Origin of the sequence: Uniformispora flossi, assembly GCF_049534875.1 — a bacterium.
GTDB classification, from domain to species: Bacteria; Actinomycetota; Actinomycetes; order Streptomycetales; family Streptomycetaceae; genus Yinghuangia; species Yinghuangia aomiensis.
Genome location: NZ_JBMULZ010000010.1, coordinates 239,720 through 262,839, shown reverse-complemented (window position 1 = coordinate 262,839; position 23,120 = coordinate 239,720). Strand labels below are relative to the sequence as shown.

20 protein-coding genes are annotated in these 23,120 nt (G+C 73.0%); all 20 read right to left on the bottom strand.

The annotated features are described in order from the left end of the window. Positions 1-105: 105 nt before the first annotated feature. Positions 106-906, bottom strand: coding sequence for a YdcF family protein (locus ACPA54_RS22960; RefSeq protein ID WP_423532612.1), 801 nt, complete (start codon positions 904-906; stop codon positions 106-108). Between the two features lie 135 nt (positions 907-1,041). Next, positions 1,042-1,884, bottom strand: coding sequence for an RNA polymerase sigma factor WhiG (gene whiG / locus ACPA54_RS22955; RefSeq protein WP_423532610.1), 843 nt, complete (start codon positions 1,882-1,884; stop codon positions 1,042-1,044). Continuing rightward, complete coding sequence (locus ACPA54_RS22950; protein WP_423532608.1) at positions 1,859-2,902, bottom strand: tyrosine recombinase XerC; 1,044 nt, start codon at positions 2,900-2,902, stop codon at positions 1,859-1,861. Before ACPA54_RS22950 ends, whiG begins: the two co-directional genes overlap by 26 nt. A gap of 591 nt (positions 2,903-3,493) precedes the next feature. Then, positions 3,494-4,687, bottom strand: a complete 1,194-nt coding sequence (gene dprA, locus ACPA54_RS22945; RefSeq protein ID WP_423532606.1) for a DNA-processing protein DprA — start codon at positions 4,685-4,687, stop codon at positions 3,494-3,496. A 4-nt stretch (positions 4,688-4,691) separates the two neighbouring features. Next, positions 4,692-6,392 carry a YifB family Mg chelatase-like AAA ATPase gene (locus ACPA54_RS22940; protein ID WP_423532604.1) on the bottom strand — a complete coding sequence of 567 codons (1,701 nt, stop codon included), beginning with the start codon at positions 6,390-6,392 and terminating at the stop codon, positions 4,692-4,694. A gap of 1 nt (position 6,393) precedes the next feature. After that, complete coding sequence (locus tag ACPA54_RS22935; protein WP_423532684.1) at positions 6,394-6,858, bottom strand: YraN family protein; 465 nt, start codon at positions 6,856-6,858, stop codon at positions 6,394-6,396. Between the two features lie 274 nt (positions 6,859-7,132). Next, positions 7,133-7,459: a DUF2469 domain-containing protein gene (locus tag ACPA54_RS22930; RefSeq protein WP_345673291.1), complete on the bottom strand. Its 327-nt coding sequence runs from the start codon at positions 7,457-7,459 to the stop codon at positions 7,133-7,135. A 76-nt stretch (positions 7,460-7,535) separates the two neighbouring features. After that, the gene (locus tag ACPA54_RS22925; protein WP_423532602.1) at positions 7,536-8,120 is read right to left on the bottom strand and encodes an NUDIX hydrolase; all 585 of its coding nucleotides are present in this window, start codon (positions 8,118-8,120) and stop codon (positions 7,536-7,538) included. Positions 8,121-8,214: 94 nt separating this feature from the next. Beyond that, entirely contained in the window at positions 8,215-9,411 is a 1,197-nt protein-coding gene (gene lepB / locus ACPA54_RS22920; protein ID WP_423532601.1) for a signal peptidase I, read from the bottom strand. Between the two features lie 88 nt (positions 9,412-9,499). Then, the gene (gene lepB / locus ACPA54_RS22915; protein WP_423532599.1) at positions 9,500-10,555 is read right to left on the bottom strand and encodes a signal peptidase I; all 1,056 of its coding nucleotides are present in this window, start codon (positions 10,553-10,555) and stop codon (positions 9,500-9,502) included. Next, positions 10,548-11,258: a signal peptidase I gene (lepB, locus tag ACPA54_RS22910; RefSeq protein WP_345673538.1), complete on the bottom strand. Its 711-nt coding sequence runs from the start codon at positions 11,256-11,258 to the stop codon at positions 10,548-10,550. The genes lepB (ACPA54_RS22915) and lepB (ACPA54_RS22910) overlap by 8 nt, the downstream gene beginning before the upstream one ends. Before the next feature lie 2,541 nt (positions 11,259-13,799). Further along, a complete protein-coding gene (gene rplS / locus ACPA54_RS22905; RefSeq protein ID WP_345673537.1) occupies positions 13,800-14,168 on the bottom strand; it encodes a 50S ribosomal protein L19 in 369 nt (122 codons plus the stop codon). A 161-nt stretch (positions 14,169-14,329) separates the two neighbouring features. Next, a complete protein-coding gene (gene trmD / locus ACPA54_RS22900; protein WP_423532597.1) occupies positions 14,330-15,139 on the bottom strand; it encodes a tRNA (guanosine(37)-N1)-methyltransferase TrmD in 810 nt (269 codons plus the stop codon). Further along, complete coding sequence (rimM, locus tag ACPA54_RS22895; protein ID WP_423532595.1) at positions 15,136-15,732, bottom strand: ribosome maturation factor RimM; 597 nt, start codon at positions 15,730-15,732, stop codon at positions 15,136-15,138. The genes trmD and rimM overlap by 4 nt, the downstream gene beginning before the upstream one ends. 157 nt (positions 15,733-15,889) lie before the next feature. Continuing rightward, complete coding sequence (locus ACPA54_RS22890; protein WP_235052715.1) at positions 15,890-16,129, bottom strand: RNA-binding protein; 240 nt, start codon at positions 16,127-16,129, stop codon at positions 15,890-15,892. A 4-nt stretch (positions 16,130-16,133) separates the two neighbouring features. Further along, positions 16,134-16,592, bottom strand: coding sequence for a 30S ribosomal protein S16 (rpsP, locus tag ACPA54_RS22885; RefSeq protein ID WP_345673285.1), 459 nt, complete (start codon positions 16,590-16,592; stop codon positions 16,134-16,136). A 206-nt stretch (positions 16,593-16,798) separates the two neighbouring features. After that, the gene (gene proS / locus ACPA54_RS22880) at positions 16,799-18,211 is read right to left on the bottom strand and encodes a proline--tRNA ligase (RefSeq protein ID WP_423532592.1); all 1,413 of its coding nucleotides are present in this window, start codon (positions 18,209-18,211) and stop codon (positions 16,799-16,801) included. Positions 18,212-18,286: 75 nt separating this feature from the next. Beyond that, entirely contained in the window at positions 18,287-18,835 is a 549-nt protein-coding gene (locus tag ACPA54_RS22875) for a GNAT family N-acetyltransferase (RefSeq protein WP_345673283.1), read from the bottom strand. Positions 18,836-18,960: 125 nt separating this feature from the next. Continuing rightward, positions 18,961-20,508, bottom strand: coding sequence for a signal recognition particle protein (gene ffh, locus ACPA54_RS22870; protein ID WP_423532591.1), 1,548 nt, complete (start codon positions 20,506-20,508; stop codon positions 18,961-18,963). Positions 20,509-20,618: 110 nt separating this feature from the next. Continuing rightward, a complete protein-coding gene (locus tag ACPA54_RS22865) occupies positions 20,619-22,988 on the bottom strand; it encodes a [protein-PII] uridylyltransferase (protein ID WP_423532589.1) in 2,370 nt (789 codons plus the stop codon). Between the last annotated feature and the right edge of the window lie 132 nt (positions 22,989-23,120).

Genomic DNA, 23,120 nt, shown 5'->3' with positions numbered 1-23,120 from the left:
GAGTCGGGCGGACATCGGAGGTCAGCCCACGCCGGAGTCTGCGGGGAATTGATCGGATATGACCGCACGGTCGGCGTGCGGCTCCGGACTTGGCGGCGGGGGCGGTCAGATGACGCCGTGGCCGAATCCGGAACTGCGACGGAAGAGCCACCAGTGCAGGTAGGCCGCGGTCTCGCGGGCGATGTACGCGAGTTGCGTGGCGCGGCTTTCGACGGCGGGGCCTTGCCGGGCCGGCGAGGTGGCGGCGTCCAGGCCGGCGGCGCGGGCCATCGAGTGGGAACGCAAGGCATGCCAGGGGTCGGTGACGATCACCAGGCTGTGCCAGTGGTGGCGGTGCATCGTGGTGGCGACGGCGGCGATGCTCTGCAGCGTGTCGGAGCCGACCGGGACCGCGAGCCTGCTGCTGGGGGCGACTTCGCGGTCGACGAGCCGGCGGCGGCCTGAGCCCGCTTCGATGAAGCGGTCGCCGGGCTGGTTGCCGCCGACGGTGATGATCCGTGGGGCGGCGTTCTCGCGATAGAGCGCCGGCGCGTGCTCCAGGCGGGCGCGGAGGACGGGCGAGGGACGTCCGTCGTTACTGGCTCGCGCCGAGGACGAGGATCGCGTCGACGGACGGGCGGTCGTCCTGGCGGGCGACCCACCAGACGCGGCCGGCGGTGCCGAGGACGGTGGCGAGGAGGGCGCAGAGCGTCCAGCAGGCGATGCGGCGGAGTCGGCGGAGGAGGGGGTGGTTGGCGGGTGGGGCGGCGGCGTTGGTGTCGGGGTCGGCGTCGGCGTGGGTGTCGGCGGTGGTTTCGGTGGGGGCGGGGACGTGGTGGGCACCGTCGCGGGGCAGGCGTGCGCCTTGCGGGTGGCGGGGGGTGCGGTACGGCGCGGGGTGGGGAGGCGGAGACGCGTGCGGGGCATTGGGGGGAGCTTATTGCTTGGGAGTAATCGATCCCTAACAGATTGTGACGATCCGGTCGCCGGGTGGGGTGATGGGTTTGCGACGTGGCGGCACCGGCCGTCCGCGGTGGGCGGACGGGCGGAGGCGGGCGGGGTTCAGCGCATGTCGGCGAGTTTGGTGCGGAGTTGCAGGACGGCCTTGGTGTGGATCTGGCAGGTGCGGCTCTCCGTCACGCCGAGGACGTGGCCGATCTCGGCGAGCGTGAGGCCTTCGAAGTAGTAGAGCGTGACGACGGTCTTCTCCCGCTCCGGGAGGGCGTTGATGGCGCGCGCGAGCAGGTGGCGCATCTCGCGGGCCTCGGCGACCTCGACCGGGTCGTCCGCGGTGGTGTCTTCGAGGGTGTCGACCAGGCTCAGGCGGTCGCCGGTTTCCGACCCGGCGTGCAGGAGTTCGTCGAGGGCCATCACGTTGACGAGGGACAACTGGCTGAAGATGGCCCGCAGATCGTCGAGCGAGATGCCCATTTCGCGGGCGACTTCGGCTTCGGACGGGGTGCGGGTGAGGCGCGCTTCGAGGGTGGCCATCGCCTGCTCGACGTTGCGTGCCTTCTGCCGCACCGAACGGGGGATCCAGTCGAGTGCCCGGAGTTCGTCGATGATCGCGCCGCGGATGCGGCTGATCGCGTACGTCTCGAACTTGATCGCGCGGTCGAGGTCGAACTTCTCGATCGCGTCGATGAGGCCGAAGATGCCGTACGAGACGAAGTCCGCCTGGTCCACGTTCGCGGGCAGGCCGACACCGACGCGGCCCGCGACGTACTTCACCAGCGGCGAGTAGTGCAGGATCAGGCGCTCCCGGAGCCGTGGGTCCCCGGACAGCTTGAACTCGCGCCAGAGGGCGTCCAGCGCGCGGTTCGGGTCACCACCGCGCGTGCCGGCCGCTTCGGGCTCGGACACGGTTGTGGTGGTGCCGTCACGCCCTGGGATGTGCTTGGGCATACGTGGCCTTGAGTCGTTCCACCGAGACGTGCGTATAGATCTGCGTGCTCGCGAGCGTAGCGTGACCGAGCAACTCCTGAACGCTACGAAGGTCCGCGCCTCCTTCGATCAGGTGGGTCGCGGCGCTGTGCCGCAACCCGTGCGGGCCGAGATCGGGCGCGTCCGGCACGGCGGCCAGGCGCCGGTGGACGAGGTCCCGCACGGCCCGCTGGTCGAGGCGGCGGCCCCGGACGCCGAGCCACAACGCGTTGCCGCTGTGCGGCTTGCGGAACTCGGGACGGCCTCGGTCCAGCCAGGCGGACACGGCACGCACGGCGGGGAGACCAAGGGGGACGGTGCGTTCCTTGCCGCCTTTGCCGAGGACGCGTATGACGCGGCGTTCCAGGTCGAGGTCGGATACGTCGAGGCCGACGAGTTCGCCTACGCGGATGCCGGTGGCGTAGAGGGTTTCGAGGAGGGCTTGGTCGCGGAGGGCGAGGGGGGTTTCGGGGGCGGGTTCGGGTTCGGTTTCGGGGTCGCGCATCGCCACCGTTTCGGGGTCGGTCTCCCCCACCCCCGCCTCCGAGCAGGGCTGCGGTTCGGCCGTGTCGGCCCGGCTCGGCCGCGGGCGGTCGAGCAGGGCGCGTGCCTGGTCCTGGCGTAGGACGGCAGGCAGCGGCCGGTGTGCTTTGGGCGTGGCCAGCAGCGCACCCGCGTCGGCGTCGGCGATGCCGTTGGCGGTGAGCCAGCCGGTGAACGCCCGCGCGGCGGCGGCACGGCGCGCGATGGTGGTGCGCGCACTGCCGAGGCTGGTCATGCGGGCCAGCCAACTCCGCAGCACGGCAAGGTCGATCCCGCGCGGCGATGTCACGCCCATCCGGCGGGCGTGCTCGAGCAGCGCGGCAACGTCCCCCGCGTAGGCGCGTACGGAATGCGCCGACAATCCGCGCTCGGCCCGCAGATGCCGCGTGAAGCGTTCGGCGGCATCGGCGAGTTCGGCAGGCATCGGGACAGCGTCGCTGCGCTCTGCGGGGACCATGCCCCAACGTTGATCAGTCGATCGGTCGCGGTCAAGCACCGCCACGGGTAGTGGGCGCGGCCCACGCCCCAGCGCACGCCTCCACGCGCCCCCTCCAGGACTGTTGCCGATCGGCACCATTCCGATCAGGTGCGATCAACTGCGGTCATCGGGCCATCGAGGACCGCCTCCCGGGGAACGCAGCGAGCCGACAATGGCATTTGCATACGTGCTCGCCTCGCAGCTGCCCGTGCTTGGGCGCCTCTGTCGTGTGTCGGACACCACGCGCGGCGCTGCCCGGTCGCCGGGGCACCAGGAACCCCCTTCGACGTCATTCCGGACCGTGGTGTCGTGCACGTGGTGGGGCAAACGAGCCCGGGGACACGAACAGGGCGACTCCGCAGCGCGATTGCCGAAGCCTCCGCACGAACGCAGTGCGCGCGCAGTCCACGCAGGCCCGTCGTGCCGGCTGCTGTACGCGGCGAACGCCTCCGCCCCATCCGGCTCGTGCGCCGACGCGCCGTCCGGACCCCGTGGCGCACGTTCGATTCCCCTGGCGCACGAGTCGGCCGATGACGGGGCCAGCCCCGGCGGCTTACCCGCTCCGGGCCGTCACATCGCCTCGCTTTCGGGTCCGTTCGGCAGCGCGCCGGTTCGGGCCGGGGTGTTGGCATCGGGTGGGGTGGCGCGGAGCCACAGGCGGGTGGGGCCCGGGAGTGTGTCTTGTGGGGTGGCTAGGCCCAGTTCGCGGAGGGCTTCGAGGTAGGTGGTGATGGCTCCGGGGGCGATGCCGGCGGCGCGGGCGATGGCCGGGGGCGGCAGGGGGCGGAACGGGGAGACGGCTTCGAGGACGCGTAGGAGGTCGGGTGGGAGGCGGTCCCAGGGACGGGCCGGGCCGGCTTTGCGGGGGGCGAGGTCTTCGCCGATGCGGCCCAGGTGTTCGAGGACTTCGGCGGCGCTGGTGACCACGTAGGTTTCCTCCTCGCGGAGCAGTTGGTGGACGCCGGCGGATTGCGGCGAGGTGATCGGGCCGGGGACGCCCATGACGACGCGGCCGAGGGCGTCGGCGCGGTGGGCGGTGATGAGGGCGCCGCTGCGTACGGCGGCTTCGATGACGAGGGTGCCGGGGGTGAGTGCGGCGATGACGCGGTTGCGTTCGACGAAGCGGATGCGGCTTGGGGAGCTGCCGGGTGGGAGTTCGCTGACGAGGGTGCCGACTTCGGCGATGCGGGCGAACAGGCGTTCGTGGCCGCGCGGGTACGCCACGTCGATGCCGCAGGCGAGGACGGCGATGGTCAGGCCGCCCGCGGCGAGGGCGCCTTTGTGGGCGGCCGCGTCGATGCCGTAGGCGCCGCCGGAGGCGACGCACCAGCGGGCTTCGGCGAGTTCCCGGGCCAACTCGTAGGCGGCGTAGGTGCCGTAGTCGGTGCCGGCGCGGGAACCGACGACGGCGACGGAGCGGAGGGCGGCGTGCCGGAGTCGGGCGGCGCCGCGGGTCCACAGGCCGAGGGGGCGGGCGTCGCCGAGGTCGTCGAGTTGGGTGGGCCAGCCGCGGTCGCCGGGGATCACGAACTCCCCGCCGAGGCGGGCGACCGCGGCGAGGTCTTCGGCGGCCGCGGCGCCGCCGAGTCGGACGCGGTAGCCGCCCGGGTCGCGGCGCCGGAACTCGGGTGGCAGCGGTCCGTCGCCGTGCAGGACCCGGAGGACTTCCTGCGGGCCGTGGACCCGGACGGCGGCGCCCATGGCGGTGTCGCCGGGTTCGGCGATCCGGGCGAGGGCCGCGCGGGCGACGTGTTCGTCGTTCATGGGGTCACTCCTCGGTGTCCCATTCGGGCCGGTCGCGGCGTTCGCGGTCGGCGTCGAGCGTGGCCAGTTGGGCGAGTGCGGCCTGGGTGGCGTCGGATTCCGGGAGTGCGCCGCCGGCGGGGGCGAGCAACTCGGCGGCGGTGCCGCGCGGTACGCCGGTGCGGAATTCCAGGGCGGCGTCGACGTCGGCCGTGCTCGGCCGGTCGCGGCCGGAGAGGTCGGCGATCGTCCAGGCGACGCGGAGGACGCGGTCGAGGCCGCGGGCGGTGAGCATGCCGCGCTCCAGGTCGCGGGCGGCGGAGGTGAGGGCGTCGGGTGCGAGGCTCCAGCGGGTGCGGAGTTCCCGGCCGGGGACTTCCGCGTTGAGTGCCCACGGGGTGTCCGCGTACCGGCGTGCGGCGCGTTGGCGGGCTTCGAGGACGCGGGCGGCCACGTCGGCGGTGGACTCTCCGTCACCTGTGGGTGCGAAGAGTTCGGCGCGGGACACCGGGTCGACGGTGACGCGGACGTCGATGCGGTCGAGCAGCGGCCCGGACAGCCGGGACAGGTACTTGGCGCGCATCGCCGGCGAGCACGTGCAGTCGAGGCCTTTGCCGGCGAACCTCCCGCACGGGCAGGGGTTCGCGGCGAGGACGAGCAGGAACCGGGCGGGGAATCTGAGGGTGCCGACGCTGCGTGCGACGGTGACCAGGCCGCTTTCCAGGGGTTGGCGCAGGGCGTCGAGGACGCGGGTGCTGAATTCGGGTGCTTCGTCGAGGAAGAGGACTCCGTGGTGGGCGAGGGAGACGGCTCCGGGGCGGGGCAGGCCGTTTCCGCCGCCGACCAGGCTCGGCATGGTGGCCGAATGGTGCGGTGCGCAGAACGGCGGTGCGGCGACGAGCGGCCGGTCGGGCGGCAGGGTCCCGGCGACCGAGTGGACGGCGCTGACCTCCAGGGCGGCGGGCGGGTCGAGGGGCGGCAGCAGGCCGGGCAGGCGCTCGGCGAGCATGGTCTTCCCGGCGCCGGGTGGTCCGAGCAGGTACAGGTGGTGTCCGCCCGCGGCGCACACTTCGAGGGCGCGGCGGGCGCGGCGCTGTCCGGCGACCTCGGCGAGGTCGGGTGGCGGCAGGCCGGGGCCGCTGATCAGCATCGTGCCGACGGTTTCCGGGTCGGGCCCGGTGACCGCCGGGAGCGGCGGTTCGTCGGGCGGCGGGAGGCCGCGCAGCACCGCGAACAGGTGCCGGAGGGATCGGACGCCGAGGACCTCGATGTCCGGCACGAGGCGGGCTTCCACGGCGACGGACTCGGGTACGGCCACCCGGCCGCACCCGGCTGCGGCAGCGGCCATGACGGCGGGCAGGATGCCGCGGACCGCGCGTACCCGGCCGTCGAGCCCGACCTCGCCGATCATGATCAGGTCGGCGAGGAGTTCCGGGTCGATCTTGCCGTTGGCGGCGACGATCGCGCAGGCGACGGCCAGGTCGAAGCCGCTGCCGGTTTTGGGGACGGTGGCAGGGGTCAGGCCGACGGTGATGCGGCGGGGCGGCCATTCCTCGCCGGAGTTGACCAGGGCGGCGCGCACCCGGTCGCGGGATTCGGTGACCGACTTGTCGGGGAGTCCGACGAGGTTGAAGACCGTGAGGCCGGGTTCGATGTCCGCTTGGACTTCGACGACGACGCCGTCGACGCCGAGCAGCGTCACCGAGCGGGTACGGGCGAACACCATGTCAGCACGCTCCCCTCACGTGCTCGACGCGGGCGGCGCCGCGGTGCGAGGGCAGCACGGCGACCAGGTCGATGCGGACGTCGCAGCCGGGGGCGGCGAGGTCGGGGTGTTCGGCGATCCAGCGTTCGGCGAGGCGGCGTAAGCGTTCGGCTTTGCCGGGGGTGACGGCGGCCAGGGGGTGCTCGACCGCGGGGATCCGGCGGGTCTTCACCTCGCAGACGACCAGGGTCGGGCCGTCGCGGACGACGAGGTCCAGCTCGCCCAGGGCGCAGCGCCAGTTGCGGGCGAGGACGACAAGCCCGGCGTCCGCGAGGAAACGGGCGGCGACGCGCTCGCCGTAGTCGCCGATGGCGGCGTTGCGGGTGGTGGGGGTGCGGGTCGTGGGGGTGCGGGGTTTGGGTGTGCGGCCGGCTCCGGGGCCGACGGGGGTCTCGCCGGCGGATTCGGCGCGGGTCGTGGCGCGGATTTCCGGGCTGTGCCGGTCGGGCGTGCGGGTCATGAGGACCACCTCCGCGACGACCATGACGGGTCGGGAGGGAGACACGCAGCTTCAAGATCGCCAAGGCTGTGGACAACCCCAGCCTGTGGATAACTTCCGACGCCGGAACCGGAGATCGGCTACTTTGCGACACGGCGTGACCCGGCGGTCACGGCAGGCCGCGACCGCCGGAAGGTGGGTGGGGGAGGGGGGCCCACAACGCAAGCACAACGCTCAGCTGTCCGCCCTCCCCCGTCTCCCCCTACGTCCCGAACCCCTCATTCCCCGACGGCATCTCCAAGTCGCTCTTCGTCAGCTCCTCGACGTTGACGTCCTTGAAGGTCAGCACCCGCACGTTCTTCACGAACCGCGCCGGGCGGTACATGTCCCAGACCCACGCGTCCGCCATGGCGAGTTCGAAGAACACTTCGCCGTCGGCCGACCGCACGTGCAGCTCGTATTGGTTGGTGAGATAGAAGCGCCGCTCCGTCTCGATGACGTACTTGAAGAGGCCGACGACATCGCGGTACTCGCGGTAGAGCTGAAGCTCCATCTCGGTCTCGTACTTTTCGAGATCCTCCGCACTCATGCGCGCCCCTCGCTCCTGCGCTTCGCTGTCGCATCCATTGTGTACCGGCGGGCGGCCCAGGCCGACGCCCTGCCGCTCAGTTCCACCACTCGAACGGCTCGTCCACCAGTTCCCCGGCCAGGAAGCGGGGCAGCAGCTCGGGCAGCCGCCCCGGGTAGAAATGCTCCCGACTCGACACGATCTCATCCACGGTCCACCAGCGTGCGCCGACATACTCGTCGACTTCCTCCTGGGTCCATCCGTGCGCGTCGATCTCCGGGGCCTCTCCGGCCACGTGCGCCGCGACCACGTATTCGTGCTGTACACGGCGGAACTCGCCGCGTGTCCACGTCGAGCTGCGCCGCCATATGGGTGAACCGACATCGGCGGGTTCCAGGCGTAGGCCGGTCTCCTCGAAGATCTCCCGGACGGCCGCGTCGACGTACGTCTCGCCCGGGTCCAGCCCGCCACCGGGCAGGTCCCACCAGATCGACGGCCGGCTCTGCGCCACGTTGTTGTTGAACAGCAGGACCCGCCCGGACGCGTCCAGCAAAACCACCCGCACGGCCCTGCGCACCAGGTCCACACGCAGGTCGGCCGGATAGTCGGGGACGGGATGCGGCAGCGCCTCCGGCCACGGATTGACGTGGGCCCGGGGCTGCGCGGCGTCGTTCGAAGTCATTCGCCGATTGTGCACCCGACACGGACGGGCGAGGCCGGTCCCGTACGCGTGTACGGGGCCGGCCTCGCCCGGAGGAGTGCGGATGCGGCACCGGTCAGGCCGGCGGCGCCCCCGTCGTGGCGTCGTCGCTGCGCGTCTCGACCCACTTGCGCCGCCACAGCACCATGGGCACCGCGCCGATGAAGCCGAGGGCCAGCGGCGCGGCCGACAGGCCCTTCTGGTCGAAGGTGTCCGGCACGCCGAGCCAGTGGATCCGGCCGAGCGGCCAGATGACGGTGAACGCGCGGCCGATGACCTCGTCCTTGTCGATGGTCGCGGTCATCGCGTCGCCGCCGGTCAGGTGGGCCCGCGAGTCCCGCGAGTTGCTGCGGTTGTCGCCCATCACCCACAGCCGCCCCTTGGGGACGGTGACCTGGAACGGCGTCTCCGACGGGGCGACGCCCGGCTTCAGATAGGGCTCGTTGAGCGGCACGCCGTTGACCGTGATGCGGCCAGCGGCGTCGCAGCAGGCCACGGTGTCGCCGCCGACCCCGATGACGCGCTTGATGAGGTCCTTCTCGTTCGTGGACGGCATCAGGCCGACGAACGACAGCGCCGTCTGCAGACCGCGCACGAACCCGTTGCTCGACTGGTCGGGGGTGCCTTCCAGCCACGGGTCACTGCCGCCCGGATCGTGGAAGACGACGACCTCGCCGCGCTCCGGCTCGGCACCGAACCACGGCGTCAGCTTGTCGACGAGCACCCGGTCGCCGATCTGGATGGTGTCCTCCATCGACGCGGACGGGATGGAGAACGCCTGCACGAAGAAGGTCTTGATGATGAGCGCCAGCACCAGCGCGACCGCGAGCAGCAGCGGAAGTTCTTTCCAGAAAGAACCCTTCTTTGCCGGCTTCTTGGCCCTTCCTTTACGGCCGCCTGGGGCTGCGGGCTCCTCTGTCGACTCCTCGTCGCGCGGCCCGCCGGGCGGGGGAACCGCCGCTCCGCCGTTCTTGCCCAGGTCCACCGGAGTGTCCGCGTCGGGCGCGGCGCCGTTCTCCGACCGGGCCCCGGACTCCCCGGGGGCCTCGCCCGGGTGCGGGACGCCGGGGCCGTCCGCGCCCTCGTCCGGTCCGCCGGACCCGTTCCCGGGCCCTGGACCGGCCGGGCCCGCCGGGCTGCCGGCCGGGGTGCCACCGGGCGTTCCGCCAGGTACGGAGCCGCCCGGCTCGGGCCGCTGCTGCGGCTCGTCGGGCGTACGACCGGGTTCGTCGTCTCCACCTGCGGATCGTGCTCCGACCACGACTTCCCCCACGGCGCCTCCTCGTACCTGTGCCGGCGGCGCCCGGCGCGCGGGCTCGCCGACCATCCGTCCATCGTCATGCTTCGTCTGCGGGCGCGTTTCACGAGCCCGGTCGGTGCGCGTGGACATCCCGGCTCCGCGGGCGCGAGCGTACACGCCGACGGAGCAGGATCACCGGAACGGCACCCGTCAAGCCCATAACGACCGGAACGCTCGGGAGAACCGCGCTCGCAGCACTCGATTGGGTAAATTTCCCGGCGTCCGCGAACGTGCCGGGCACCGGGAGGGTCCGCCAGCGGCCGACCGGCCAGGCGACCGTGAAGGCGCGGCCTACGACGTCGTCCTCCGAGATGGTGCCCTGGTAGGGCCGGTCCTGGTGTGCCCGGGAGTCCGCGGAGTCGCCCCGGTGGTCCCCCATCACCCACAGGCGGCCCTTCGGCACTTTGACCGAAAAAGGCAGATTGGACGGCGCGTTTCCGGGATAGATGTACGGCTCGTCGAGCGGTACGCCGTTGACCGTCACGCGCCCCGACGGATCGCAGCACGCGACCGTGTCGCCGCCGACCCCGATCACCCGTTTGATGAGGTCCTGCTCGTCGTTGGCCGGCGTCAGGCCGACGAAGACCATCGCCTGCTTCAGCTGCTTGATGCCCGGCGGCGGATCGTTCTTCGGCTTGTGCTGGAGCCAGCCGCCCGGGTCGCGGAACACCACCACCTCGCCGCGTTCCGGCGTGGCGCCGAACCACGGCGTGAACTTGTCCACGAGCACCCGGTCGCCGATGCCGATGGTCTGTTCCATCGAGCCGGACGGGATGAAGAACGCCTGCACGAAGAACGTCTTGATGAGCAGGGCGATCACCACCGCGACCACGACCAGCATCGGCAGCTCGCGCAGCAGCGACGCGGGACGGCGCCGCCGCCGGGTCCCGCCGCGGCCCTTGCCGGACGCCTTGGCGCGCGCGGCGGCACGGCCGGGGCGGGCGGTGCCGTCGGCCGCGGGCACCGGGCGGAGCTGCGCCGTGGTCTCCGCCGCGGACGGTTCCGGATCCGGCGGCTCGGGGCCGGCCGGCGGCGGCGGGGCGGGTTCGGGGGCGGCCGTACGCTCGCGTTCCTCCCCGGGACGGGACGACGTGCGGGGCTTGCCGCGCTTACCCACGGCCCCGATCCGACGGCGGCCCCGCCGCCGCGACCGGTCCGGACGCCAGCCGCGGGGGCGGCTCCTGCCGGTCGATACCGGGTTGGGAGAACGTCGCGGGCCGGTGCACCCCGCCCATCCGGCCGATAGGCCAGATGATCCACTCGACGCGGCCGATGACCTTGTCCTCCGGGACGAAACCACCGCCCGGCTGGCCCATGTGCTCCCGCGAGTCCGCCGAGTTGCCGCGGTGGTCGCCCATCACCCACAGCTCGCCGGCCGGCACGACGACGTCGAACGGGATCGTCGACGGCACGTCGCCGGGGTAGAGGAAGTCCTTCTCGTCGAGCGGTACGCCGTTGACCGTGAGGCGGCCCTGCGCATCGCAGCACACCACGTGGTCGCCGCCGATGCCGATCACGCGCTTCACGAAGTCCGTCTCGTCGGACGACCCGAACCCGAACATCGACCCGAACGCGTCGACGGCCTTCCCGATCGGATTGGACGGCCCGCCGCCCTTCCCATCGAACGTGAACACGTCGGTCCCGTCGAACACCACGACGTCACCGCGCTTCGGATGGTCACCGAACGAGTAGGCCAGCTTGTTGACCAGCACCCGGTCGCCGATCTCCAGCGTGTTCTCCATCGACCCGCTGGGGATCACGAACGGCTGCGCCACCCACGTATGCAGGACGAGCACGACGACGAGCCCGAACGCCAGCATCAGCGGCAGCTCGACCCAGGCGGGCAACCGCCGCCGCTTCCGCGGCGCATCGGCTTCGTCGGCGTCGTCGGTGTCCGTGTCGTCGGTGTCCGTGTCGTCGTCAGGTCGGGTCTTGACGAGACTGGCGACGTCGCTGTCCGCCGTCTTGGGCTCGACGACGGGGGCGGCGGAGGCGGACGCGGCAGCGGACGTGGCGGCGGGGGCGGTCGCGGCGGCCGCCTCGCCGACATCCGCATCAGCGGTGCCGCGAGCCGTCTGGGCCGTGCCGGACCGGGTCGCGCCCGCGGACGTGCGCGGGGGTGTGCCGTGGTCGGCACTGTCGGCGGCCGCACGTCCGGTGTCGGCCTCGACAGCGGGCTTCGGCTTGTCGTCGGTGGACCGGGGCTCCTCGGCCTCGGGCTCGGGCTCGGGCTCGGGCTCGGCCTCGGGCTCGGGCTCGGCCTCGGGCTCGGGCTCGGCCTCGGGCTCGGCCTCGGGCTCGGGCTCGGGCTCGGCCTCGGGCTCGGCCTCGGGCTCGGGCTCGGCCTCGGGCTCGGCCTCGGGCTCGGCCTCGGCCTCGGCCGAAACTCCGCTGCCGTCGGCGTCGGACTCGGACGCGTCGGCCGTGGCCTTCGCCTTGCCCTCGGCCGTCGGTGCCGCGTCGGAATCCGGACCGGACCCGTCGACGGCCCCGGTGTCGGCTTCGACTTCGGCACCCGCGGCATCGGAAGCGCCATCGCCCGCAGCGGGCGCGGCATCGCCGGAATCCGCCTCGTCGGACTCGGCGTCGGCGTCGGATTCCGCGTCGTCGCTGACGTCGCCTTCGGGCGGGGCAGCGGCGGCAACGTCATCGTCGTCGGCAGTCTTGTCGACGCCATCGGGCAACGAGCCGTCCGCCGAGGCAGCTTCGGCCGTCTCGGAGCCGTCGTCGGCCTCGCGGCCGTCCGCGGATTCCGGCGCTCCGGCCGCGGCGCCCACCGCGGCGCGCTGTTCCTTCGGCGCGGTTGGCGCAGCAGCCCCCGCGGGGCGGCGGGAGGCCGGCTCCGAACCGGCGGACTTCGGCGGGCGCGCCGCGGCGTCGGAGGAACTCCCCGACACCGCGTCGTCATCGACCGACGCGCGCTCTTCGTCGGCGCGCGCCGTCGGCGTCTCGGCGTCGACGTGTGAAGCCGAGGACTCGTCGCGGGCTTGCGCAGCCCCGTCGCACTCCCCCGACGCCGCACGCGGCCGGCGCGCGGACTCGTCGGCCGAGTCGGCATCACCCGCGCCGGTCACGCCCGCTCCGGTGGGCTTGGCGCGGCCCTCGGAGTCGCCGGACGTTCCCGACGCAGGCACCCGGTCCTGCTCCGCCGTCGCCGGACGAGGGCCCACGCGACGAGCCTTCGGGCGCGCCTTCGGCTGCGTCGCGGGGGCGGCTTCGGCCTTCGTCCCAGCCGAGGCCCCCGCGCCTTCGCGGCGGTCGGCATCCGCGTCGGCAGCCGCGGAGTCCCCCGACTCGGCGGACTTCGACGGCTCGGGCACCCGCCCCTGCTCCGCAGTGCGCGAAGACGGGCCTGCCGCGCGGGTTTTGGGACGCGCACGAGACGTCGTCGCCGTGGCGGCTCCGGCGTCGGCCGCCGTATCGCCGGCCCTCGCCGCCGCGGCCGTCGAGCCCCCACTGCCGTCGGCATCCGGCGCGGCAGCAGCGGACTCCCCCGGTTCGTCACCACCCTCGGAGTCTGCGGACTTCGACGGCTCAGGCCCGAGCCCCTGCTCCGCGGTCGCCGAAGAAGCCCCCGCGCGACGAGCCTTCGAGTGCGGCGTCGACGTGGTCGCTTCGGCGTCGGCGGAACGCGCGGCGGATTCGGCGCCCACGTCCGCACCACCACCGCCGTCGGTGTCGGCGCCCGTGTCCGCCCGACTCCGCATGGCTGCGATCGCCGTAGGACGCCTCCCGTCCGCTGCGGCATCACGCGAGGCGGACGAGGACACCGCGACCTTGTCCGCCGCGACCGTCGAGCCCGCACTGTCGTCGGCGTCGGCGTCGGCGTCGGCGTCGGGCACGGTGGCCGGGCCACTCGCGCTCGCGCGACCGTCGGAGCCCGTGGAGGTGGTCAACGCGCCCGCGGCACCCCCCTCCGCGCTGTCGTCGCCCTCGGCCCCCGCCGACCCAGCCGACCGTTCCCGGGACTTCGCGCTCACGGTCGAACCCTTGCCGTCCACGTCGGCGGCTCGGGGTCCAGACCGGATCACCTCGGTGTCCTCGGTCGCCGACGACCGCACCCGTCGCTCGGTGGCGTCCGCCATCGGCCCGGTCCTCGCTCCCCCGCCGTCTGTGGCCTTCGCCTTGTCCGGATCCGCTTCCGGATCGGGGTCGGAATCCGCCTCGGCCGCCGGTCCCCGGGCATGCGTCGGCCGCGGCTCCGGGGGCCCTCCTTCGGAGGTGCCGGTGGAGCCGCGGCCGGGGGCCGGGTCGGCGGGCTGCGGGGATGTCCCCGTTGCGACCGTGCGCGCTGCGTCGTCCATCGCGGACGAGCCTAGTCGGCTCGTCTTCCCGCCTCTGCGGTACTACGCCAGGTTCGGTCAGACCGTGGTGCGGCCCGAAGCGTCGCGCTTCTCCTTGATCTTCGCGGCCTTGCCGCGCAGGTCGCGCATGTAGTAGAGCTTCGCGCGGCGGACGTCACCGCGGGTGACGACCTCGATCTTCTCGAGGACCGGGGTGTGCACCGGGAAGGTGCGCTCGACGCCGACGTTGTAGCTGACCTTGCGGACCGTGAAGGTCTCGCGCACACCGGAGCCCTGGCGACGCAGGACGAAGCCCTGGAAGACCTGGATACGGGACTTGTTGCCTTCGATGACGCGGACGTGCACCTTGAGGGTGTCACCCGGGCGGAAGGCCGGGATGTCGTCGCGCAGGGAGGCTGCGTCGAGGCCGTCGATGATGTTGGCCATGGTGGCGTCGCTTTCTCGCAGGTGCCACAGGTCACCCACGGATCTCGTGGTGTCTACGGAAGTGGGTCGCAGACCGTCGAGGTGGCACTCCCCCTGTGGCAGGGGCACCTCCGGCACACGTCCTCGCGGGGCGCCGGATCAGGTCGTACGACAACAGCCATTCAGTCTGCCACAGGGGTGGCGTCCGGAAGAAACCGGCCGTCGTGCTCGGTCCAGCCGAGCGCCGCGAGGGTGGCCCGGTCGTGCTTGTCGAGCGTCTCCGCGGCGAGGCGTTCGAGCAGGTCGGGGCGGTTTTCCGCGGTGCGCCGCAGGGCTTGGTCGCGGCGCCAGCGGGCGATCGCGCCGTGGTTGCCGGACAGCAGGACCGGCGGGACGGCGCGGCCGCGCCATTCGGCGGGCTTGGTGTAGACGGGCCCTTCGAGGAGGTTCGCCATGGCGCCGGGGGCGAAGGAGTCGTCGCGGTGCGATTCGGCGTTGCCGAGAACACCGGGCAGGAGCCGGGCGACGGCTTCGACCATGACCAGGACGGCGACCTCGCCGCCGGCCAACACGTAGTCCCCGATGGAGACTTCGTCGACGCGCATGCGCGTGGCGGCGTCGTCCATGACGCGCCGGTCGATGCCTTCGTAGCGGGCCGGGGCGAACACGAGCCACGGTTCGGCGGCGAGTTCGACGGCGAGTTCCTGGGTGAACGGCCGCCCGGACGGAGTCGGCACGATCAGCCGCGGCACCGGGTCGGCGCCGGGCGGAGCGATTTCTTCCAGGGCCGCGGTCCACGGCTCGGGCTTCATGACCATGCCGGGTCCGCCGCCGTACGGGGTGTCGTCGACGGTCTTGTGCACGTCGTGCGCCTGGTCGCGGAGTTGGTGCAGGCGGACGTCGAGGAGGCCCTTGGCGCGGGCCTTGCCGACGAGGGACACGTCGAGCGGGGCGAGGTACTCGGGGAAGATCGAGACGACGTCGATCCTCACGACGTGCCGTCCGCACCATCCGGGGCATCGGGGGCATCCGCAGCGGTCGGGGCCGCGTCGCGTGCCGATGCGACCTCGGCCTCGTCCGGCTCGATCAGCCCCGGCGGCGGCGTGAGGACGAGCCGCTGTTCGGCGAGGTCGATCTCCGGGACGATCTCCTCGACGAACGGCACCATCACCTCGCGCCCGTCCGGCCGCCGCACGATGAGGAGGTCCTGGGACGGCAGGTGCGCGATCTCGTGCACCTCGCCGACGAGCGTGCCGTCGGCCAGCACCGCATCCAGGCCGACGAGCTGGTGGTCGTAGAACTCCTCGGGGTCGTCCGGGAGTTCCTCCGGGTCGACCTCGGCGATCAGCAGCACGTTGCGGAGCGCCTCGGCCGCGGTGCGGTCCGGGACGCCCTCGAAGCTGAGGAGCAGGCGCCCGCTGTGCACCTTGCCGGCCGCGATGGTCAGCGGGCCCGCGGACGGCGGGTCGGTGGCCAGGACGGCGCCCGGCGCGAGCCGGAGCTCCGGTTCGTCCGTGCGGACCTCGACGCTGACCTGGCCGCGGATGCCGTGCGCCCGGCCGATCCGGGCGACCACCAACTGCACTGGATTCTCCTTGCGGGACACGCGGGGTCCCGTGAAAAGGGGTGGGGTCCCGGGAAAAAACGGGTGGCCCCCCACATCGGATGGACAGATGTGGAGGGCCACCCGTGCGTCTGAACGGGTCTGCTCGCTCGCGCCGGCCCGGGAGGCCGGCGGCGGGTCAGCGCACCTGGTCGACGTCGACGAGGTCCACGCGGACCCCACGGCCGCCCAGGGCGGTGACGACGGTGCGCAGCGCCCGCGCGGTCCGGCCGCCCCGGCCGATGACCTTGCCCAGGTCGTCGGGGTGCACGCGCACCTCGAGGATGCGGCCCCGGCGCAGGTTGCGCGCCCGGACCTTCACGTCGTCCGGGTTCTCGACGATTCCCTTGACCAGGTGCTCAAGGGCCTCTTCGAGCATGGGGTCAGCCCTCGCTCGGCGCCGACTCGGCGGACTCGGTCGCCTCGGCAGCGGGAGCCTCGGCCGCGTCGGCCTTCTTCTCCTTCTTCGCCTTCGGCGTGGTGGCGCCGTCCTTCGGCTCGTCCGCGGCTTCCTTGGCGGCGGCCTCGAACACGGCCTTCTTGTCGGCCTTCGGGGCGGCGACCTTCAGCGGCTCCGGAGCCGGCAGGCCCTTGTACTTCTGCCAGTCGCCGGTGAGCTTGAGGATGTGCGCGACCGGCTCGGTCGGCTGGGCGCCAACGGACAGCCAGTACTGGGCCCGGTCGGAGTCGACCTCGATGCGCGAGGGGTTCTCCATCGGGTGGTAGATACCGATCTCTTCGATCGCGCGGCCGTCACGCTTGGTGCGGGCGTCGGCGACGACGATGCGGTAGTGCGGGCTGCGGATCTTGCCCAGGCGCTTCAGCTTGATCTTGACTGCCACGAGTGTGGTGTCTCCTGCATCTTGACGTGGGTGAGCGACCGCGTCGTCACGTGGGGACATGAGGACATACCGGTCGTGGACACGAAGTCATGCGGAGAGAGGGTCCGTCAATGCTCCGGGTACTCAGCGGGCCATTCTGCCAGACGTACGCCCCGGATCCCAATTCGCGGGGTCCGGGGCGTACGTAGGTGCGGCAAGCGGCCCGGTCAGTAGGCGCGGGCCAGGATCGCCACGTTGCCGGGCTGGTCGTCGGCGTCCGGGACGTCGCCGTCGGCGGTGACGAGGCAGCGGACGGACACGCCCTGCTCGGCGAGCTTGGCTTCGCCGGCCGGGCCGAGATCGGCCCACGGCATGCGCGCCCAGCCGGTCGTGGCGGCTTCGACGGCCTCGTCGATCGAGGCGACGTCGACGGTGCGGGCGATGCGCCGCTCGGCGGACTGGCGGAGCAGCAGGTCCTGGTCCTCGGCGAGGACGGCGGCGACGGTGTCGACGGCGGTGTCGAGGGTGACCGGGCTCTTGCCGCCGGCGATGCGGCGGGCCAGCATCGCGGTGCCGCCTTCGAGGTCGCGCGGGCCGATCTCGAGGCGGACCGGGACGCCCTTCAGCTCCCAGTCGACGGCGCGGCGGCCGAACGGGGTGTCGGTCTTGTCGTCGACGACGGCGCGGATCCCGGCCGCCTTGAGGCGGTCGCCGAGGTCGCGGACCGCGGCGAGGACGGCGTCGTCGCCCTTGATCGCCATGACGACGGCCTGCACGGGGGCGAGGCGCGGCGGGATGCGGAGGCCGTTGTCGTCGCCGTGGCTCATGATCAGGCCGCCGACCATGCGGGTGCTGACGCCCCACGAGGTCTGCCACGCGTATTCGCGTTCGCCGCTGTCGGCGAGGTACTGGATGTCGAAGGCCTTGGCGAAGTTCTGGCCGAGTTCGTGCGACGTGCCCATCTGGAGGGCCTTGCCGTCGCCCATCATGCCTTCGAGGGTGAGGGTGTTGATGGCGCCGGCGAAGCGTTCGCGGGCGGTCTTGCGGCCGAGGACGACGTCGATGGCGAGGACGTTGCGCATGAAGTCGCCGTAGACCTGGCGGTGGATGCGCGACGCGTAGGCGCGGGCGTCTTCGTAGGAGACGTGCGCGGTGTGGCCTTCCTGCCACAGGAACTCGGTGGTGCGCAGGAAGACGCGGGGCCGCAGCTCCCAGCGGACGACGTTGGCCCACTGGTTGATGAGGAGCGGCAGGTCGCGGTACGACTGCACCCACTTCGAGATGTACTCGTTGATGATCGTCTCGGAGGTGGGGCGCACCACGACGGGTTCTTCGAGCTGCTTGCCGCCGCCGTGCGTGACGACGGCCAGCTCGGGGCTGAAGCCTTCGACGTGCTCGGCTTCGCGCGTGAGGTAGTTCTCGGGGATGAACATCGGGAAGTACGCGTTCTGCGCCCCGGCGTCCTTGATGCGCGCGTCGACTTCGGACTGCATCCGCTCCCACAGCGAGTAGCCGTACGGTCGGATGACCATGGTGCCGCGCACCGGTCCGTTGTCCGCCAGTTCGGCCTTGCCGATCAGGTCCTGGTACCAGCGCGGGAAGTCGTCCGCCTGGGGGGTGAGGATGGGAGCCTTTGCCATGAGGCCACATGGTACGGGCTCCGCCGTCCCGCTCGGACCGCGCCGGCGGCGTTCCGGGCCGGGGGCGGCGGGGGTTCAGCCGAGGCCGGCCCACTCCTCGGCGGTCATCGCGAAGCGCTCGTGGTCGCGCCACGCTCCGTTGATGTGGATCATGCGGGGCGAGAAGCCTTCGCGGCGGAAGCCGAGGCGTTTCGCGAGGGAGATCGAACGGTCGTTCCCGGGCTGGACGTTGATCTCCAGGCGGTGCAGGTCGAGGCCGCCGCGTGCGGCGGGGGTGAAGGCGCGGTCGACGACGAGCTTGAGGCCTTCGGTCATGCGGCCGGTGCCCGCGTAGGGGAGGTAGGCGTCGTAGCCGAGGGTGGCGTTGCGGAATCCGCCGCGGGCGATGTTCGCCACGTTGATCTTGCCGGCCAGGCCGCCGTCGTCGAGGTCGACGACGAGGTAGGTGCACATGGTCGGGCCCTGGGCGGCGAGGATGTCGGGGAAGCCGTCGGGGCGCGCGGGGTTCCAGCGGCTGATGAGTTCGATGGAGCGCAGGACGGCGTCGCGGTAGGCGGGGGCGTCCTCGTCGCGGACCTGGCGGATGCCGACGCGGAATCCGGGCTTCGTGTACACGGCGGTCATCGCCGAACTCTATCCGCCTGACCTGCAACGGGGCGGATTGCGCGGGGGCGCGGGCGCCCCGGGCGGCCTTCCCCTCCGCGGCCGGGCGGGCCGGGCGCGCGGGGGAAAAGCCGCTCGGGTGCGGACTACTTGAGGTAGTCCTCGAAGCCCTTGGGGAGTTCGAAGGAGCCCGGGTCGGTGTCGCCGCCGGCCGGGAGCTGGAAGCCGCCCGCGGCGCGCTCTTCGCGGCGCTTCGCGGCTTCGAGTTCCTCCTGCTTGCGCTTCATCGGGTTGCCGGACTGGCGCTTGCCCTTGGCCTGCTTGGGGGCCTTGCCCTTCTTCTTGGCGCCGCCCATGCCGGGCATGCCCGGCATGCCGGGGAAGCCGCCGCCGCGGGCCATGGAGGTCATCATCTTGCGGGCTTCGAAGAACCGCTCGATGAGGTTGTTGACCGCGGAGACCTCGACGCCGGAGCCCTTGGCGATGCGGGCGCGCCGCGACCCGTTGATGATCTTGGGGTCGTCGCGTTCGGCGGGGGTCATCGACTTGATGATCGCGGCGACGCGGTCCAGGTCGCGGTCGTCGATGCTGTCGATCTGCTCCTTCATCTGCCCCATGCCGGGCAGCATGCCGAGGAGCTTGGAGATCGACCCCATCTTCTTGACCTGCTCCATCTGCTGGAGGAAGTCCTCCAGAGTGAAGTCTTTGCCGCCCTTCTGGATCTTCTCGGCGGCCTTGAGGGCGACCTCGGCGTCGTACTTCTGCTCCGCCATCTCGATGAGGCTGAGCATGTCGCCCATGCCGAGGATGCGGGACGCCATGCGGTCCGGGTGGAACGCGTCGAAGTCGTCGAGCTTCTCGCCGTTGGAGGCGAACATGACCTGGCGGCCGGTGACCTGCGCGACGGACAGCGCGGCACCGCCGCGGGCGTCGCCGTCGAGCTTGGACAGCACCACGCCGTCGAAGCCGACGCCGTCGAGGAAGGCCTGCGCGGTGACGACCGCGTCCTGGCCGATCATCGCGTCGACCACGAAGAGGATCTCGTCGGGGTTGACGGCGTCGCGGATGTCCGCGGCCTGCTGCATGAGTTCGGCGTCGATGCCGAGGCGGCCGGCGGTGTCGACGATGACCACGTCGTACTGCTTGGCGCGGGCGAACTCGATGGAGTCGCGGGCGACCGCGACCGGGTCGCCGACGCCGTTGCCCGGCTCGGGCGCGTAGACGGAGACGCCCGCGCGCTCGGCGACCACGGTGAGCTGGTTGACCGCGTTGGGGCGCTGGAGGTCGCACGCGACCAGCAGCGGCTCGTGCTTCTGCGCCTTGAGCCACTTGGCGAGCTTGCCGGCGAGGGTGGTCTTGCCCGCGCCCTGGAGGCCGGCGAGCATGATCACGGTCGGCGCGGTCTTGGCGAACCGCAGCCGCCGGGTCTCGCCGCCGAGGATGCGGACCAGTTCCTCGTTGACGATCTTGACGATCTGCTGGGCGGGGTTCAGCGCCTGCGAGACCTCCGCGCCGCGGGCGCGCTCCTTGACGTGCGCGACGAATTCGCGCACGACCGGCAGCGCCACGTCCGCTTCGAGCAGCGCAACCCGGATCTCGCGCGCGGTGGCGTCGATGTCGGCTTCGGAGAGCCGGCCCTTGCCGCGGAGGTTCTTGAAGGTCGCTGCGAGGCGGTCGGAGAGAGTGTCGAACACGTCGGCAGAGGTCCTTCGTCGCGGGGAATGGGAGTGTCGTCCGCTCCAGCCTACCGGGGGGCCGCCGGGGCCGGGGCCAGGCCGGTGCCGGGGCTCCCCCGGCACCGGGGTCAGGTCAAGGCTTTCTCCACCGCCTTGGCGACCTGCTTGGCGGTGTCCGGGGCCAGCGGGTTGCCGTCGGCGCCCACGATGTAGAAGGCGTCGACGGCGTCCGCGCCGTGCGTGCCGACCCGGGCCTGGCGGACGCTGACCCGGGCGCCGGCCAGCGCCTGCCCGATGCGGTGCAGCAGGCCGGGGCTGTCGTGCGCGCGGACTTCGAGGACGGTGGCGGTCTCCGAGACGCCGGGGACGACCTCGACGCGCGGTGGGTTGGGGGCGGTGCCGCGGCGCGGCGCGTAGGCGGCTTCGCGGGCGGCGAGCTTGGCGGCGACGTCGAGGCCGCCTTCCAGGGCGCGGCGGATGTCCTCGCGGACGGCCGCCGGGTCGGGCAGCGCGCCGAATTCGGTCTCCACCGTCCACACCGTGATGCCGGTGCCGTCGACGACGTCGGCGGCGGCGGAGCGCACCGTGAGCCGGTGCAGCGCGAGGACGCCCGCGGCGAGGGCGAGCAGGCCGACCCGGTCGGGGGCGGCGACGGTGACTTCGGCGCCGTAGGACAGCGGCTGGAGGGTGACCGCGAAGCCGCCTTCGGTCTGGCCGGCGAGGCGCAGCCGGGCGATGTCGACGGGCGGTGCGGTGGAGGCGGGCCGGCCGGCGAGGACGGCGCGGGTGCGGCGGACGAGGTCGCGGCACAGGGCGTCGCGCCAGTCGCTCCAGGCGGCGGGGCCGGTGGCGGCGGCGTCGGCTTCGGTGAGGGCGTGCAGGAGTTCGAGGGTCTCGGTGCTGCCGACGGCTTCGGCGAAGGTGTGGACGGTGACGGGGTCGTCGAGGTCGCGGCGGGTGGCGGTGTCGACGAGGAGGAGGTGGTGGCGGACGAGGGTGGCGATGACGTCGACGTCGTCTTTGGGGAAGCCGATGCGGGCGGCGGCTTCGCGGGCGATGACTTCGCCGCTGATGCTGTGGTCGCCGGGCCAGCCCTTGCCGACGTCGTGCAGGAGCGCGGCGACGAGGAGGAGGTCGGGGCGGGCGACGCGGCGGGTGTGGGCGGCGGCCTGGACGGCGGTCTCCACGAGGTGGCGGTCGACGGTGAAGCGGTGCACGGCGTTGCGTTGCGGGCGGCAGCGGACGCGTTCCCAGTCGGGCAGCAGCCGGGTGACCAGGCGCCGCGATTCGAGGGCTTCCCAGACGGGCAGGGCGCTGCGGCCGGCGCCGAGGAGGGCGACGAAGGATTCGCGGGCGGCGGGCGGCCACGGGTCGGGCAGCGGGGCGCATTCGACGGCGAGGCGGTCGACGGCGTGCCGGGACAGCGGGACGCCGTGCTGGGCGGCCGCGGCGGCGGCGCGGAGCAGGAGGACGGGGTCGCGGGAGGGCTGGGCGCCTTGGGCGAGGACGGCTTCGCCGCCGTGTTCGACGACGCCTTCGGCGAGGGGGCGGCGTTCGGGACCGGTGGGTCGGGCGTTGCGGCCGCGGAGGACGCGGCGGATGGGGCCGGTGCGGGCGGCGAGGACGCGGTCGACTTCGCGCCAGGTGACGTCGGAGGCGTAGGAGACGGCGCGGGCGGCTTCGGAGACGCGGCGCAGCAGGGTGTCGGCGTCGAGGAGGCCGAGGGCGCGGGCGACGGTGTCCTGTTCCTGGAGGAGGAGCCGGTCGGCGGGGCGGCCGGTGGCGAGGTGGAGGGCGTCGCGGACGTCGAGGAGGGTGGCGCGGGCGGCGTCGGCTTCTTCGTGGGGGGCGTCGGCGACCCAGGAGGCGGAGATGGCGCGGAGGGCGGCGAGGTCGCGGAGGCCGCCGCGGGCGTATTTGAGGTCGGGTTCGAGGAGGAACGCGAGTTCGCCGTGCTGTTCGGCGCGTTCCCGGCAGGCGTCGCGGAGTTCGGGGAGGCGTTTGGCGGCGCCGGTGCGCCAGGAGGTGAGGGCGGTGGTGCGGATGCGGGCGGTGAGGTCGGGGTCGCCGGCGATATGCCGGGCGTCGAGGAGGCCGAGGTGGACGCGGAGGTCGTCGTCGGCGGCGCGGCGGACTTCGTCGGGGGTGCGGACGGCGTGGTCGAGGGAGGTGCCGGAGTCCCAGACGGGGTACCAGACGGCGTCGGCGAGTTCGGCGATGCCGGGGCGGCCGTCGTGCACGAGGACGACGTCGAGGTCGCTGCCGGGGGAGAGTTCGCGGCGGCCGTAGCCGCCGACGGCGACGAGCGCGATGCCGGCGCCGGGGGCGGCCGCGGCGCCTGCGGTGGGGCCGGCGGCGGCGTCGAGGAGTGCGGCGAGCCAGCGGTCGGCGAGGTCGGAGAGGGCGCGGCGGCGTTCGGCGGCGGGGCGGTCGGCGTCGCCGAGGAGGGCGGCGCGGTCGCGGGTGTAGCGGTCGGTGGGGGGGCTCGGGCTCACCACGGGCGGCCTCCTGGGGTGTCGGCGGTCGGTCGGGGGTTCCCGGCGCCCGGCGCGGCAAACGCGCGTTGGGCCGATCTCCTCGGTACGCGCGGGTGTGCGGGGTGAGGAGGGTGCGGCGCGCGGGACGCCGCG